18 protein-coding genes and 1 tRNA gene are annotated in these 13619 nt (G+C 59.9%); 18 read left to right on the top strand and 1 reads right to left on the bottom strand.

The window, feature by feature from the left end; all coding sequences use genetic code 11:
- Positions 1-30: 30 nt before the first annotated feature.
- Entirely contained in the window at positions 31-1227 is a 1197-nt protein-coding gene (locus C8K66_RS15125) for an MFS transporter (RefSeq protein ID WP_046384781.1), read from the bottom strand.
- A gap of 410 nt (positions 1228-1637) precedes the next feature.
- On the opposite strand from C8K66_RS15125, the gene C8K66_RS15120 reads away from it, so the two are divergent.
- From C8K66_RS15120 to C8K66_RS30605, 18 genes are all read left to right on the top strand, one after another.
- The gene (locus C8K66_RS15120) at positions 1638-1877 is read left to right on the top strand and encodes a hypothetical protein (protein ID WP_079442814.1); all 240 of its coding nucleotides are present in this window, start codon (positions 1638-1640) and stop codon (positions 1875-1877) included.
- 172 nt (positions 1878-2049) lie between these two features.
- Positions 2050-2126, top strand: a tRNA-Met gene (locus C8K66_RS15115).
- Positions 2127-2296: 170 nt separating this feature from the next.
- Positions 2297-3538 carry a tyrosine-type recombinase/integrase gene (locus C8K66_RS15110; protein ID WP_108525280.1) on the top strand — a complete coding sequence of 414 codons (1242 nt, stop codon included), beginning with the start codon at positions 2297-2299 and terminating at the stop codon, positions 3536-3538.
- Positions 3539-3708: 170 nt separating this feature from the next.
- Positions 3709-4590, top strand: coding sequence for a hypothetical protein (locus C8K66_RS15105; protein ID WP_108525278.1), 882 nt, complete (start codon positions 3709-3711; stop codon positions 4588-4590).
- A 131-nt stretch (positions 4591-4721) separates the two neighbouring features.
- Positions 4722-4991, top strand: a complete 270-nt coding sequence (locus C8K66_RS15100; RefSeq protein WP_108525276.1) for an AlpA family transcriptional regulator — start codon at positions 4722-4724, stop codon at positions 4989-4991.
- Entirely contained in the window at positions 4991-5290 is a 300-nt protein-coding gene (locus C8K66_RS15095; RefSeq protein WP_108525274.1) for a helix-turn-helix domain-containing protein, read from the top strand. Before C8K66_RS15100 ends, C8K66_RS15095 begins: the two co-directional genes overlap by 1 nt.
- Positions 5287-5961: a KilA-N domain-containing protein gene (locus C8K66_RS15090; RefSeq protein ID WP_108525272.1), complete on the top strand. Its 675-nt coding sequence runs from the start codon at positions 5287-5289 to the stop codon at positions 5959-5961. The genes C8K66_RS15095 and C8K66_RS15090 overlap by 4 nt, the downstream gene beginning before the upstream one ends.
- Before the next feature lie 472 nt (positions 5962-6433).
- Positions 6434-6697, top strand: a complete 264-nt coding sequence (locus C8K66_RS15085) for a hypothetical protein (RefSeq protein ID WP_108525270.1) — start codon at positions 6434-6436, stop codon at positions 6695-6697.
- Between the two features lie 202 nt (positions 6698-6899).
- A complete protein-coding gene (locus C8K66_RS15075) occupies positions 6900-7409 on the top strand; it encodes a hypothetical protein (protein ID WP_108525266.1) in 510 nt (169 codons plus the stop codon).
- Positions 7410-7509: 100 nt separating this feature from the next.
- Complete coding sequence (locus tag C8K66_RS15070; RefSeq protein WP_108525264.1) at positions 7510-7797, top strand: hypothetical protein; 288 nt, start codon at positions 7510-7512, stop codon at positions 7795-7797.
- Positions 7790-8017: a hypothetical protein gene (locus tag C8K66_RS15065; RefSeq protein WP_108525262.1), complete on the top strand. Its 228-nt coding sequence runs from the start codon at positions 7790-7792 to the stop codon at positions 8015-8017. The genes C8K66_RS15070 and C8K66_RS15065 overlap by 8 nt, the downstream gene beginning before the upstream one ends.
- The gene (locus C8K66_RS15060) at positions 8014-8895 is read left to right on the top strand and encodes a toprim domain-containing protein (protein WP_108525260.1); all 882 of its coding nucleotides are present in this window, start codon (positions 8014-8016) and stop codon (positions 8893-8895) included. The genes C8K66_RS15065 and C8K66_RS15060 overlap by 4 nt, the downstream gene beginning before the upstream one ends.
- Positions 8882-10675 carry a DUF927 domain-containing protein gene (locus tag C8K66_RS15055; protein WP_108525258.1) on the top strand — a complete coding sequence of 598 codons (1794 nt, stop codon included), beginning with the start codon at positions 8882-8884 and terminating at the stop codon, positions 10673-10675. Before C8K66_RS15060 ends, C8K66_RS15055 begins: the two co-directional genes overlap by 14 nt.
- A complete protein-coding gene (locus C8K66_RS30610; RefSeq protein WP_132849948.1) occupies positions 10672-11034 on the top strand; it encodes a hypothetical protein in 363 nt (120 codons plus the stop codon). The genes C8K66_RS15055 and C8K66_RS30610 overlap by 4 nt, the downstream gene beginning before the upstream one ends.
- 307 nt (positions 11035-11341) lie before the next feature.
- The gene (locus C8K66_RS15045) at positions 11342-11950 is read left to right on the top strand and encodes a hypothetical protein (protein WP_108525254.1); all 609 of its coding nucleotides are present in this window, start codon (positions 11342-11344) and stop codon (positions 11948-11950) included.
- A gap of 106 nt (positions 11951-12056) precedes the next feature.
- The gene (locus C8K66_RS15040) at positions 12057-12437 is read left to right on the top strand and encodes a hypothetical protein (protein WP_108525252.1); all 381 of its coding nucleotides are present in this window, start codon (positions 12057-12059) and stop codon (positions 12435-12437) included.
- Positions 12438-12449: 12 nt separating this feature from the next.
- A complete protein-coding gene (locus C8K66_RS15035; RefSeq protein ID WP_108525250.1) occupies positions 12450-13052 on the top strand; it encodes a tail assembly protein in 603 nt (200 codons plus the stop codon).
- Between the two features lie 48 nt (positions 13053-13100).
- Complete coding sequence (locus C8K66_RS30605; protein WP_115930819.1) at positions 13101-13523, top strand: hypothetical protein; 423 nt, start codon at positions 13101-13103, stop codon at positions 13521-13523.
- Positions 13524-13619: the final 96 nt, after the last annotated feature.

The following is a 13619-nucleotide window of genomic DNA, read 5'->3' as shown; positions in this document are numbered from 1 at the left end:
TTGGGCGAGAGGGATATCTGCCCAACCGTATCAGACCTTTTTCGTGCGCGGCAGCAAGATCGCCAGCAGCCCGAACAACGGCAAGAACGCGCATAAGCGGTACACGTACTCGATGCCGTGACTGTCCGCCAGGTGCCCCAGCAGCGCCGCCCCGATCCCGCCAAACCCGAACATCAGCCCGAAGAACACCCCGGCGATCATCCCCACATTGCCCGGCACCAACTCCTGCGCGTACACCACAATCGCCGAGAACGCCGAGGCCAGTACAAAGCCGATGATCACGCTGAGCACGCTGGTCCAGAACAGGTCCACATGGGGCATCAACAACGTGAACGGCGCCGCGCCGAGGATCGAAAACCAGATCACCGCCTTGCGCCCGATGCGGTCGCCAATCGGCCCGCCAAAGAACGTGCCCGCCGCCACCGCGCCGAGGAACAGAAACAGGTGCAACTGCGAGCTGGCCACCGACAGGTCGAACTTCTCGATCAGGTAAAACGTGAAGTAACTGGTGATGCTCGCCATGTAGAAATACTTGGAAAACACCAGCAGCCCGAGCACCACCAGCGCCGCCATCACGCGCCGTTTCGACAAGCCATGCGTCGCCGCCTGACCGGCCTTGAGCTTGAACAGGTTCAAGTGCGTGCGATACCAGCGGCTGATCGCATACAGCAGCACCAACGCAAAAACCGCGAACAGGCCGAACCAGGCCACATTGCCCTGGCCGAACGGAATGATGATCGCCGCCGCCAACAACGGGCCGAACGCCGAGCCCGCGTTGCCGCCGACCTGGAACGTCGACTGCGCCAGGCCATAGCGCCCACCCGACGCCAGCCGCGCCACGCGGGACGCCTCGGGGTGAAAAGTCGACGAACCGATCCCGATCAACGCCGCCGCCAGCAAAATCAGCGGGAAGCTGCCGACCTGGGACATCATCACAATCCCCACCAGGGTGCAGACCATCCCGCACGGCAACAGAAACGGCTGGGGATGCCGATCGGTGTAATAACCCACCCACGGCTGCAACAGCGACGCGGTGAGCTGAAACGTCAGGGTAATCAGCCCGACCTGGGTGAACGTCAGGCCATAGCTGGCCTTGAGCATCGGGTAGATCGAGGGCAGCACCGACTGGATCAAGTCATTGATCAAATGCGCCAGCGCCACCGCGCCGATGATCCGCATGACCAGCGGGCTGGTCTGCCCGGCGGCGGGGGAATTGCTAAGAGCCATAAGAGGGTTCCGTACAGCGGGGGAATGCACAGGTGCAGGTGCGACAATGTGCCACTTTTGCCCAGGGCAAGGCTATCCCGTTAGGGAGCTAACGACTGTAGCGGTCACGCTTTGTAAAAGGCCAGCAGGGTGGATCGCTTTAATTTGAAGGATGTTTCCTAGACAATCCCCGGCGCCTTGTGCCTGTGGAAACCGCTGGCTAGTCTTCGATCCGTCACTGGAATCAGTGATCGGGTTTAGCAGCCCGTTTCAATAGACGCATGGTTCATGTCACCGCTTATGGTGGCTGTGCGTGGGGCGCCTTCGGGTGCGCTGGTTTTCCTATTGACCGGTCTGCTAACCCGCGTACAGCTACCACCCCTCGTTTAGCAGCGTGGGGGGTCGCTCTCTCGTTCAATAGGAGCCACACCATGACCAAAGCACTCCCCGATCCCCCGGTCGACTGCCTCGCCGTCAACGAACACCTCAGCTTCGAAGACGCCCAGCTCTACATCGCCCACCTGATCCACAGCGCCTCGGCCACCGTGCTGGACTGCGGCGACCACCTGCCCCCCCACGACCGCGCCAAGATCCACGCCGTGTGGCACCTGCTGGAAATGGCCAAGACCGTGATCGACCGCTCCATCGACTGCATGCCCCGCACGTCCTGACAGCCAACGCCGATCAAATGTGGGAGACCGGGGCGTGCCATAAAGACCTGCAAATCCCCCTGCCACCCGTCGGCCCAGCCAGGGCTTTTCGTTAAACAATTGAAAGCGTAGATAAAAATTCAATAAAAACGCTTGACGCTTTGTCGTTCTCCGCGAATAATGCGCGCCACTTGGCTACATAGCTCAGTTGGTTAGAGCATAGCATTCATAATGCTGGGGTCCGGGGTTCAAGTCCCTGTGTAGCCACCAAGTACCTGTTTACAGATGTCTCCATGAGTCTCTAAACAACCTCAAGAAGCCCGCCTAGTGCGGGCTTTCTTGTTTCTGGCTATCTCTCCTTGTATCCCCCTGTACCTTCCCTCCGTGTATCCCCCTGTGTATCCTCGAAAAATAATTGAACCGAGGGGATACAAGCCCAAATGAAGCGATCCGAGATAAAACGCCGCCCCCTTTCCGATACCGCATTGGCCGGCCTGGAGCCTGATGCCAACGAGTATCGCGAGCTGGACGGGAGCGGCCTTTATTTCCGCGTGAAGCCCGATGGCCAAAAGTCCTGGCAGCTTCGCTACAAGAAGCCCGACGGCAAATGGTCATGGCTTGGGCTTGGCGGTTACCCCGAGGTGAGCGGATCAGTCGCCAGACAGAAAGCTGCCGAATTGCGCACCGACGCCGCCGACGGCAAAAACCCGATCGTTACCAAGCAAGCCCGCAAGAAAGCAGAAAGAGATATCGCCGGCGAGACATTCGAGCCACTGGCGAGGGAGTGGTACGCCTCTCGTCTCACCAACTGGGACGCGGGCACCGCCAAGCGAATCATCGGTGCCCTGGAACGTCACGTCTTCCCGGTGTTCGGCAAGCGCCCCTACGCCGACATCACTCCGCTTGAGTGGATGGAGTTCCTACGCGGCATGGAACAGCAGGGAATTCTCGAGCAAATGAGCCGTGTGCGATCGTACTGCCGAGACGCCTACGACCTCGCCCGAGTAACTGGCCGGGCGACCCATAACCCGCTTGAGGGGCTGCAAAAATACCTCCAGTCAGGCAAGGCCGAGAACTACGCCCACGTCTCACCCGATGAGCTTCCCGGCCTGATCCGCGCCATCGCTGCCTATCCGCACGCCCACGATGTGCGCCTCGGCCTGCGCCTGCTGAGCCTGTTCGCCGTGCGCCCCAGCGAGCTGCGCGAGGCGCAGTGGTCGGAGTTCGATTTCGCCAAGAAGGTCTGGACGATCCCAGTCGAGCGCAAAGGCCGCAAAAAGGGACTAGAGCACCTGGTGCCACTTTCGTCTCAGGCGATCGAGGCGCTGGAGGAGCTGCGCCAGTACACCGGCAGCTATCCCCTTCTGTTCCCTGGCCGCAGCGACCACACCAAACCACGCAGTGACACCGTGTTTTTGATGGCGCTGCGCCGTATGGGGTATGAAGGCCGACAAACCGGTCACGGCTTCCGGCATATCGCGTCGACGGTGCTCAACGAGAACGGGTTCGACGAGAATCACATCGAGGCCCAGTTATCACACAAAAAGCCTGGCGTTGCCGGGGTCTACAACAAAGCCCAATACCTGCCGCAGCGCAAAACGATGATGCAATGGTATGCGAACTACCTTGATGGCCTTGCAGGCGGCGTAATAGTGCAAGGCAACTTCGGGCAAAGGGCCTGAGCAGGGCCTTCCAAGGTACTCGTAGACACATATAGACTGAAATCTAGCGCTGTTCAATTGCAGGCTATCAGACACACACAATATGTTAGCCCGATTAGCCGCACGGGGAGAGAAGCCCCCCATACGGCCAGCCGGCTTCTCATTCTAGGGTGACGGGATAGGGGTTGATCATGGAAACGGATAAAGAGTTTGATGCCTTTACGGACGAGGCTCCGTTCAAGCCAATATGGCGGCTGCCCGTTATGCAAGCACGCGCCAGGCTGGTACTTGCGAACCGATCAGAACACGAGATCAGAGTAGCCGCCTCAACTATCGAGTGGCTCACCAACGAATATTTTGAAAAAGAGAAAGAATCTTGGATCACCCACCAAGTGAAAACCAATGGCTCGATACTCCGTCATCTCCCCGAGGAGGACCGGACGGAATATGGATTGGGAACGCTGGTCGATCAAAACCCTGACATCATTTCTGATGAGTTCGATTTTCCGAATGAAGAGAACACTACCCGCCTGGAGGCACTGGAGGATAGTTTAAAAGGAGTCGACCTTGATGATGATAATTTCCCTGACGCAAAACCCTACGAATACTTCGCAGTTTTAGCATTGGTGCTCATTGGGGAAGCGATCCTTTCATACCAGGAAGATGAGTGGTGGCCACCCGTCCTGAAAGCAGACCTACCTATGGTGTGCCTTCGCTCCATTGCCAACAACGCGGTAGACATCATGGAGGTTATTTGTAGAGCAGAGCAGCGTCAGGACGAACACGAAATGCGCAAAAGAATCGAGTTTTTCTTGCGCGACAATGAAAAAAGAATCCCCGAGCAGGTAGAGGATCTGGTGAGGAAAAAGGTTTCGCTCGCAGCCAGTCTCGCAGCCAATGCTCGACATAAAGAAACAAGCGAGAGCAGGTCAGCAGCTCTGCTGTGTTGGGATAATACCGGGTCAAACTTCAGCAGCCGCACGGCCTTCGCTCGGAATAAACACAGAGAATACGGAGTTACCGAGAGAACGCTTTATGGATGGGTCACGGCGCACGTGCGTTCAAAGACCTGACTGACTACCATCTGCGCGCATACAGTACGGTATACGCGCTAACGGTACGGTCTCCGCGCATGCTGGTCTGTTGAGAGCACCGTCGCGCAATCATCCTGTTTCCCGTCTAGAACAGTATCGGGAAACGCAAAATGCACACTATCCACGCCCCACATCAGCCATCTGCCGCATCGGCACAGAACTTCGACCCGGCGATCACCTTGATCCGCATGCCGGATCTGGAAGCAATCACCGGCCTCGCTCGCCCCACTGTGTACAAGCGCCTCAAAGACGATCCGACTTTCCCCCGCCCAGTGCCGCTGAGCAACAGCAAGTCGCGCGGCTCGCCGGTGGGCTTCGTGCTGGCCGAGGTTCAGGCTTGGGTGCGTCAGCGCATCGCTTTGCGCGAGGTGGCCGCCTAATGAACAAAAAAAAGGCCGACCAACAGGCCAGCCACAAAAATACTCGCGTCGAGAATACCAGCGGAACCGCACAACGCGCTCGCCTTTTGGAGCGCCTGCAAGTTGGCCCGATTGATACCTTCACCGCCATCCGCGAGCTGAACATCGTTCGCCCTGGTGCCCGCATCAATGAGCTGCGTGGCTTGGGCCACAAGATCCTGACCCACCGCCTAACCCTGACCGACGATCAAGGGCGCACTCACCAGGGCATGGCGCTCTACTACCTCAGTACCAACCCGCCGGCGGAGGTAACAGCATGAGCGCCCGCATCATCCCCTTCGACTACGAAGGCCAGGCAGTGCGCTTCAATGGTGACGGCTGGCTCCATGCAACTGAGATAGCGGAGCGCTTTGGCAAAGAGCCTGCGCAGTGGTTGCGCCTCGACTCGACCAAGGAATACATCAATCGGCTGTCTGAGCGAATGGAAAAAAGTAATGTGGGGAAATCACACATTACTCTGGTGAAGACCCGGCGCGGCAACACCTCCACCAGCGGCACCTGGCTCCACCCAAAGCTGGCAGTGAAGTTCGCCCGCTGGCTCTCAGTGGACTTTGAGATCTGGTGCGACGAGCAGATCGACGCTCTGGTACGTGGTGACCAGGCCAAATGGCAACAGGCCCGCCAGCAATCGGCCGTCGGCTATCGCGGCCTGTGTGATGCGCTGGCGATCGCTTACGAAGAGAGCGGTAAAACTCCCCAGCGCCACCACTTCATCAATGAAGCGAAGCTCATCAACCAGGTAATCACTGGCGAGTTTGCCGGCCGCAATCGCGACGAGCTCACGGCGCATGAATTGTTGCTTGTCACCCTGATCGAGATCCGTGACGTGCTGCTGATCGGCCAGGGCAAAGACTTCGCTGCCCGCAAAGCATCCCTGTTGCGCTATGTCCAAAGCCTAACGGCCAAGCACCTCCGGAGTGATGCCGCATGACAGCTATGCTCATGATCAGAGACAAATGGCCGATAAATTCTATTGCCAGCAGTCGTGCTCGTCGGTATGGTTTGCCCGTCGCTGCAAATTCAGCGACCGGGCTTGGTAACCCGATCAGCAAAAGGCGCAACAGCGCCCCCATTACGATTGCAGGCGCTTTTTTTGTGCCCGCAGTTACGTGTTATGGCGGCTGTGCGTGGGAGGCATTCGTGCCTGCCGGGTTCCTTTTGCCCCGGTTTACCAACCTGCGCACAGCTGCCACCCATTCGCTTGGTAACGAACGTGGCAGCTCCTCAGCAGAAGGAGCTACACCGATGAAACACGCCATCATTCCGTCCGTAATTCGCGCATTTGCTCACCGCCGCATGGCCCTGAGCGCCCTCCGCGCAAACTCATCACTCTCCGTTCGTCTCGCCCGTTACAACTCCCACATGGCCATTGCCCGCTCCCTGGAGTCTATCGGGGGTGCGCAATGAATACTCCCGCCCGCGTCATCCAGGAAGTTGCCCACGATGCGCTCGAGGATCTCGAGAGCGCCCAGATCGCTCTACGCAAGATTGAGGCCGTCCTCTACGCCGCACTGGCAGACAAGGGCACCAGTCAGCACGTCCGCAACCTGGTAGACGTCGCGTGGAATTTGGCCGCTGACGGTGCCAACACCGCCGACTGCGACCGCGAGGCAATCTCCGCCGCTCTGTCCGGGTGCACTGGTCTGGGCGTCGAGGGTGAGCAATGAGACATCCTCTTGAGATCCAGAAGGCATATTGCGCAGAGCTTCTGCGAGTCATGATGCGTTATTCCTCGGCTGACGACATCGCGGGCATAACTGCCATGCTTGAAGATCGGGTGCGCGATTTGTTGAGGACCAAGTACCGGCCCGGCCTGAATGATGCGAGCTACGATCTTTATCGGCGTTTTAAATTGGATGGGGGTGCCCTATGAGCCGCTCCTACAAAGAAATCGCCGAAACCGCCATTAGTGATCTGTACGAAGCACAGGAAGCGCTAGGCAACATGCACGCGATCTTCACATTAATGCTCCAGCACTTCCCCGAAGACAGTACCGGCAACGCGTTCGCCCAACTCGGCATTCTCGAGGCGAATGACTGGTCCACGAAAATTTATCAGTGGTGCGAGTGCATGGAAAACGAGCTGGATGATGCGAACGCCGAGGCGAAGAAGACAGCACCATTGCCGCACTACCTGCTGGACCAGCGCAGCAACGATGTGGCCGACGCGATTTCTGCCGAGCGCTCACACGCGACCCGGTGGTGGACGCACTTGAACGAGATGCGGCGCCGCAAGGAACTGCCTGACTGGGTGGCGGCGGGCGTCGGCACGCATGATGAACACGATCTGATGCTGGAAAGCCGGAAGGCTGTCAATCAAGCCCTATTCGGATCGGACGACCTAGGCGGCGCTCAGCAATACCGCGAGGTCGCCCTATGAGCCAGCACATGCGTTCACATTCGATCCTTTTTATCAGCCCCACATCTTGTCCACCGCGTACTCACGCGAACCGCCGACGCACTGACCTAAGAGGTTAAGCATGAAAATTCAAAACGGCGCATCTGCGTCGACGGGATCGGCTTGCCTGAAAAAAGCCACCGAACTGTTTTACGTCACCCACCCGAAGGTGCCCAAGGCATTGTTGGGGCCGCTCTTGAGCGAGGCCGACGCTGAGTGTGGGCGCGTTGTTATGCGTAGTGCTGACGCTCAAGTGACGGCCTGCCTGGTTGACGGGATCGACGACATCACCCACTGGCACGGTGTGAACAACGGTCAAGTTTGCCGGGCCTTTGCTGGCGCTGATCGCCGGGTGGTCACCCATGGGTAACGTGACCCCAATCAAGCGCAAGGGCAGCAGCGTGCCGCTCACAGCGGGCGCCCACATCGACAGCACCAGCTATGCCCTACTGGTGGAAACCCTAGTCGGCTTCCTGGAGCTGCGCATCTCGGAAGGCGACCAAGGCCGCCACTGCGATGAGCTTGAACGCCTGACTCAGAAACTGGAGAACTTGGCCAAGCGGTTTACCCCGCCGAAGGGGGCCGCGTGACTAACGCAACGATCCTATTCCGTGATGCGCTCCAGGCCGTCTATGGCCCTCTCGACTGGCTACCAGAGCCCGACGGTGCAATCCACAGGTTCCGGGTGCCGGAGGATAAGCTTGGCTCGCTCAACGGCTGGTATGTGCTGTACCTGGACGGCATTGCATCCGGCGCGTTCGGCAGTTGGAAAGCCGGCGGCGCCAGCACCTGGTGTAGTCGCGAACCGGTGGACGCCCGCGAAGCGGTCCAGATCCGCGAGCGAGTTGACCAGGCCCGGCGCCAGCGCGAAGCCGAGCAACACCGGCGCCAGCAGCAGGCCGCCGAGAAGGCTAACCACTGGTGGCGCAATGCGCGCCGCGCCTCACCCGACCATCCGTATCTGGTAGCCAAGGCAGTTCGCTCCTACGGCCTGCGCCAGCGTGGCACTGACCTGCTGATCCCGCTCTATCTGGATGGGCGCTTGGTCAACCTGCAACGAATTGCCCCGGACGGCGACAAGCGCTTCCTGTTCGGCGGACGGATCAAGGGCACCTATTCGCCGCTGGGCATCATCGAGCCAGGTTCTGTGCTTTGCATCTGCGAAGGGTGGGCGACGGCCGCCAGCCTCCACCAGCACGGCGGCTATGTCGTTGCCGCTGCCATGAACGCGGGCAACCTGATCCCGGCGGCGATGAGCCTACGCGCTCGCTACCCGGGCCAGCCAATCGTCATCGCCGGCGACGACGACCGGCTCACCGATGGCAACCCGGGGCGCGCAGCGGCAAACGCAGCGGCGGCGGCGGTGGGTGGCCAAGTGGCTTTCCCTGAGTGGCCGGAAGGCGCTCCCGATGACCTCACCGACTTCAACGACCTCGCCAACTGGAAACTCGCCCATGTCCAAGCCTGACACCAACGTGATCAATCTTCGGCCGGACGCCGCGACCATTGCGCCAGATCGCCCCTGCTGGGCGGTGTATGAGCATTGGGTGATCAATGAGAAGGGCCGCAAGCTGCGCCCGGGCGTTTACTGGCATAGCTTCAAGCGCGCCGCCGCTGACCAGGACGACGCCGAGGGCGATACCGGCGACCGGCCTATCAATGATGAGTGGATCTCCAGCCCCGTCACCGTCGTCGCCCGCACCACCAACAGCGACGATGGCAGCGAGGGCCGGCTGCTACGCCTAGTCACAGAGGGCGGCATCAAGGAATGGATCATCGCCATGGAAGTGTTCGGCGGCAGCGGCGAGGACGCCCGGCGTGCCTTGTTCGGGATGGGCGTCATTATCGCCCTCAAGAAGCGCGGCACGTTCATGGAGTACCTGCTCGACCAGCATCCTGCAGAAGTGTTTGCCACCACCAGCCGGCCGGGTTGGCATGAATCGGGCGCATTCGTGCTGCCTGGGCGAACCGTCGGCAGCGCCAATGTGCGGTACCAGGCCAGCAACAAGGCTCAGGTACTTTTCAGCCGGCGCGGCGAGCTGGCGCTGTGGCAATCGGAGGTGGCCGCCAAGTGCGCGGGCAACCCGGTGCTGACGCTGGCGATCGGCTGCTCACTAGCTGGCCCACTGCTGAGTTTGGTGGGCGTGCTGGGCGGTGGTGTTCACCTGGTGGGCGATAGCTCAAGCGGCAAGTCGCTGGCGCAGTTGATCGGCTCGTCGGTATGGGGCGACCCGGGCGTGTTCGCCGCCAGTTGGGACATGACCAAGGGCGGCCTGGAGATCGAAGCATCGAGCCGCAATGACACCATCCTGCCCTTGGATGAGATAAAGCGCGCCGACCCCAAGCGCGTACAGGAAATGGCGTACTCCCTCGCCAACGGCCAGGGTAAGGGCACCATGACCCGTGAGCGCGAAGGCCGCGCTAAATTGAGCTGGCGCCTGCTGACACTCTCCAGCGGCGAGCGCTCACTCTCTGAACACGCGGCCATATCCGGCAATGCCGCCCACGCTGGCGCCGAGTTGCGCATGGTCGACGTGAACGCCGGTACCCGCACACACCGGGCCTTCGACGAATTGCACGGGCTTGAGGGAGCGGACTTTCACCGACAGCTCACCGTGGCGGTCGGCGCCCACCACGGCCATCTTGGGCCAGCCTTTGTCGAGAAGCTGCTCGAGAGCGACGACCGAACGGGCCTGCTGGAAGACTTCGCCGGTGTACGCGCCAGCTTTGTTGAAGATAACGCCCAGGCCGGCCGCGTAGCCGATCGGTTTGCAGTGATCGCACTGGCCGGTGAAATGGCAATCGCGTATGGCCTGCTGCCTTGGGTGCCGGGTACCGCCCTCGCCGACTGCCGCTTGCTGTACGGCGAGTGGCTCAGCCGGGTTGGTAGTGGCAATGCAGAGGATCGACAGATCCTGGCCGGCATCTTGGACTTTATCGACCGCCACGGTAGCAGCCGCTTTTCAGATGTCGACGATCAAACGCCTGACACCAAGGTTTTCAACCGGGCCGGTTACTGGGAGCTGGCGGGCACCAACCGCCTGTACCTGTTCAACAAGTCGGCGCTCATCGAGGCGGCGCACGGCTATGGCATGTCTCGCATCATCAAGGCTCTGGAGAGCGCTAACGTCCTCGCACGCCGTGACAACGAGCGTAAAACCAAAAACTACCGACTCCCTGGTGGTGGCCAGGCTCGTCTCTATGTGATCGATCCAGACATCATGGATCGTGAAGGCGGTGGCGTATGAACGTCACTCAAAGACCAGCAATCCAGATTGCCCAAGTTCACAGGAACCTAGAATCACTGGCAACAGTGGCAACACCGGCAACGGCCTTGTGTGGCGTGGCTTACAGCCGTTGCCACCCTATAAAAAAAGTGGCAACAACTGGCAACGCACACCTCATTTTCAACATAAGAACCCCGCACTTTCCCTTCATTTGGTTATCACTGTTGCCGGTAGAAAACCGGTGGCAACAGTTTGGCAGCATCGGCAACGCCTGGAGGCCACGGTTTACGGGGCTGTTGCCACTGTTGCCGCTGTTGCCGGTGTTTTTGAAATCACAGGAACACTGGATTACCGGCAATCATGCCGAGGTGACGGTATGAGCCTCCTTTCCAGCCTGCTCGATCACATGCCGCCAGCCATTGCAGGTGCCGACTCCACAAATTTGCGGAGTCGCCTTGAACCTCGCCCGCGCCTGGTGCTGGCCAACCCTGTCGAGCGCACTCCCCGACTCATCACAAGCCCACACGCAAGCGCCGCCACCGCCACGCCCGAATGGCGGCAAGCCCGTGACCAGTACCTCACCCACATTATGGTTTGTCGGAGCTGCTACGCGCCCACGGGCCGCTATTGCACGGCTGGCGCCCACCTGCGCGCCAGCTACGACGCCACACCTATGGAGGCGCACCAATGACGCCCAGCCTTATCACCCGCTTGTGCAACATCGGTATGAAACCCGGCATCAGCGCCGCCACGCAGCTCATCACCACCCGGCGAATATGTCGCGCCATTGCTGACCAGCTCGACGTTATCCGCGGTGAACGGCGAGCCCTACGCCGGCAAGCGGGAAAGCTGAAAGCGTTTCTCCCATTCACCCGGCAGACCATTGCGGAGCTGGAGGAGCAGGCCAACGAACACCAGGAGGCTACCCGCAGCGGAGCGTGGAGCGCACTTGCTGGGTTTGGCCAATCACTGATGTTCGACCGTGAGGGGCTGGCGCAGGCGTTGGGCTTCGACCAGATGTGCGACCTGCTAAGCGTCAACCCAGTACATCGCCAACAGGCCAGCGCAGACGGTGATACCAGCCTTCGCGGAGTGGCGCACCTATCCCAGCTAGAGGACAGCGCCGACCGCAAGAGCGACGAATGGGGCGCCGGTGGCCCGCTGTATCAAGCCTGCCACGCGGCCATGATCCGGTTCATCAGGGAATGCCCAGAAGACCAACTACCCGACCCATTCGCCCCTGGTGCGCCGTTCGGCCCAAAGCTGCCGCCCGCCCTGAGCATCGTCGGCGACTGACCATTTTCCGCGCCACGTTTTGCGAATCACGAAAACGTGGCGCGACAACGAGCAACACCACCGGGCAGCAGCCCATGACCAGCGCCAGCGGCGCATAGAGGAAAACATGACTGACCAAGACAGCAACACAACGGGCCAGGCGCCCACGCACCGGGAGCGTTTCGCCGAGGCGTGCAAGGTGACTGACTTCGCGATCAACCCGAAAGCGGTGGCTGGGTATTACGTCTGGGGCGTTGACCGCATCGTCAAGGGCGGCCGTAAGGAGATCGATGGCCCGTATTACACCGAGGATGAGGCTTGTATAGCAGTAGATCTGATGAAGCCAATAGAGCCGTTCGCTCGAGCGTTTGTGTCCACCCATTGCTGGGCGTGGAACCCTGACCCGCGCCGTGAAAAGGCGATCCGTGACGACGCCATGGCATCCCGAATGATGCTCGCCATGCAGATCGGCGCCGAAGTACCAACCCACACCACCAGCGACAAGTAGGAGAAACAAATCATGCCCGCACTTTCGATTGAATACACCCCGATGAGAAACATTAGGCTTTGCGCGCAGTTGCGACAATTCGGAAAGTCTTACCCGCTCGCCGTCCGCACGCCGGCGGAAGCCATAAAAGCCTTATGCGTGCAGATCCCCGGGCTCGAGAGATTTATCTCCAACGCCAAGTCGAGAGGTCTGGAGTTTGCAGTGTTCGTGGGCAAGAAGAATGTCGGAGAGACGGAGTTGGGTTTCCAGGGCGCAGGCGACATCATCATTGCGCCCGTGATCACCGGCAGTAAGCGTGCAGGCTCTCTTCAAACCATTGTTGGCGGGATATTGATTGCAGCAGCATACGTGCTGTCTTTCACCCCATTCGCTGCCGCGTCACCTTTTCTGTATTCGGCAGGCGCTGCAATGTCCATCGGAGGGATAATTCAGATGCTCAGCCCTCAGGCCGGCGGCCTCAAGACCAGCGCCGCGCCCGAGAACACGCCTGGATACGCCTTTGGCAGTGCCAAGAACACCACGGCCAGTGGCAATCCGGTGCCGCTCTGTTACGGCAGACGGCGGGTAGGCGGAGCGATCATCAGTGCTGCCATTTACGCAGAAGACCAGATGTAGGAGCCACAGGGCGGTGCTAAAGTGGCCACCTCATGGAAAGGAGCTCTCATGCTGAAAATTACCGCTGTTGCCGCCCTGGTTGCCCTGGTGGCCGGCTGTGCTACTTCTCCGGTACCCACGAAAACCGCTGTTGCGGTGCCTCCTGAAAGGGTTCTCGCATATCAGACGAGCTCCCCAGGTACCGGCACGCTGTCGGTAACCCGCGACACGGGCCATACGGGAAGCCTTTGCTCGGTTGGCCTTTTCGTAGACGGAAAAGTGGCGGCATTACTCAAGCCTGGAGAGAAGGTTTCCCTCCACGTCCCAGCAGGGTCTGTTGTTGTCGGTGCGGCATACCAAGGAAGCGGCATCTGCGGGATGGGCGCGGACAGACAAGAGCGAGAGGCAATCGTCAGTGGCGGAAAGGTAAAAAACTACCGAATATCAACAAGCGGTGACGGTGTTTTAGACGTTCTCCCTACCACGCTGTAGCGAAAAGATAGGGCCACCTTCGGGCGGCTTTGTCACGCTTTGAGACAGACGATATGGTCTCACTCAGACCAAATCGTCTGTTTCGCCATATCGCTG

Origin of the sequence: Pseudomonas sp. GV105, from assembly GCF_003058185.1 — a bacterium.
GTDB classification, from domain to species: Bacteria; Pseudomonadota; Gammaproteobacteria; order Pseudomonadales; family Pseudomonadaceae; genus Aquipseudomonas; species Aquipseudomonas veronii.
Note: the sequence above shows the minus strand (reverse complement) of the source record. Positions and strands in the feature narration are given on the sequence as shown.

What these genes read in the sequence shown, in the direction of transcription:
- C8K66_RS15055 (WP_108525258.1), top strand. Translation starts at nt 8,882, where the DNA reads ATGTCCAAGCCTGACACCAACGTGATCAATCTTCGGCCGGACGCCGCG.
- C8K66_RS15105 (WP_108525278.1), top strand. Translation starts at nt 3,709, where the DNA reads ATGGAAACGGATAAAGAGTTTGATGCCTTTACGGACGAGGCTCCGTTC.
- C8K66_RS15065 (WP_108525262.1), top strand. Translation starts at nt 7,790, where the DNA reads ATGGGTAACGTGACCCCAATCAAGCGCAAGGGCAGCAGCGTGCCGCTC.
- C8K66_RS15110 (WP_108525280.1), top strand. Translation starts at nt 2,297, where the DNA reads ATGAAGCGATCCGAGATAAAACGCCGCCCCCTTTCCGATACCGCATTG.
- C8K66_RS15040 (WP_108525252.1), top strand. Translation starts at nt 12,057, where the DNA reads ATGACTGACCAAGACAGCAACACAACGGGCCAGGCGCCCACGCACCGG.
- C8K66_RS30605 (WP_115930819.1), top strand. Translation starts at nt 13,101, where the DNA reads ATGCTGAAAATTACCGCTGTTGCCGCCCTGGTTGCCCTGGTGGCCGGC.
- C8K66_RS15120 (WP_079442814.1), top strand. Translation starts at nt 1,638, where the DNA reads ATGACCAAAGCACTCCCCGATCCCCCGGTCGACTGCCTCGCCGTCAAC.
- C8K66_RS15095 (WP_108525274.1), top strand. Translation starts at nt 4,991, where the DNA reads ATGAACAAAAAAAAGGCCGACCAACAGGCCAGCCACAAAAATACTCGC.
- C8K66_RS30610 (WP_132849948.1), top strand. Translation starts at nt 10,672, where the DNA reads ATGAACGTCACTCAAAGACCAGCAATCCAGATTGCCCAAGTTCACAGG.
- C8K66_RS15075 (WP_108525266.1), top strand. Translation starts at nt 6,900, where the DNA reads ATGAGCCGCTCCTACAAAGAAATCGCCGAAACCGCCATTAGTGATCTG.
- C8K66_RS15070 (WP_108525264.1), top strand. Translation starts at nt 7,510, where the DNA reads ATGAAAATTCAAAACGGCGCATCTGCGTCGACGGGATCGGCTTGCCTG.
- C8K66_RS15035 (WP_108525250.1), top strand. Translation starts at nt 12,450, where the DNA reads ATGCCCGCACTTTCGATTGAATACACCCCGATGAGAAACATTAGGCTT.
- C8K66_RS15045 (WP_108525254.1), top strand. Translation starts at nt 11,342, where the DNA reads ATGACGCCCAGCCTTATCACCCGCTTGTGCAACATCGGTATGAAACCC.
- C8K66_RS15100 (WP_108525276.1), top strand. Translation starts at nt 4,722, where the DNA reads ATGCACACTATCCACGCCCCACATCAGCCATCTGCCGCATCGGCACAG.
- C8K66_RS15085 (WP_108525270.1), top strand. Translation starts at nt 6,434, where the DNA reads ATGAATACTCCCGCCCGCGTCATCCAGGAAGTTGCCCACGATGCGCTC.
- C8K66_RS15125 (WP_046384781.1), bottom strand. Translation starts at nt 1,227, where the DNA reads ATGGCTCTTAGCAATTCCCCCGCCGCCGGGCAGACCAGCCCGCTGGTC.
- C8K66_RS15090 (WP_108525272.1), top strand. Translation starts at nt 5,287, where the DNA reads ATGAGCGCCCGCATCATCCCCTTCGACTACGAAGGCCAGGCAGTGCGC.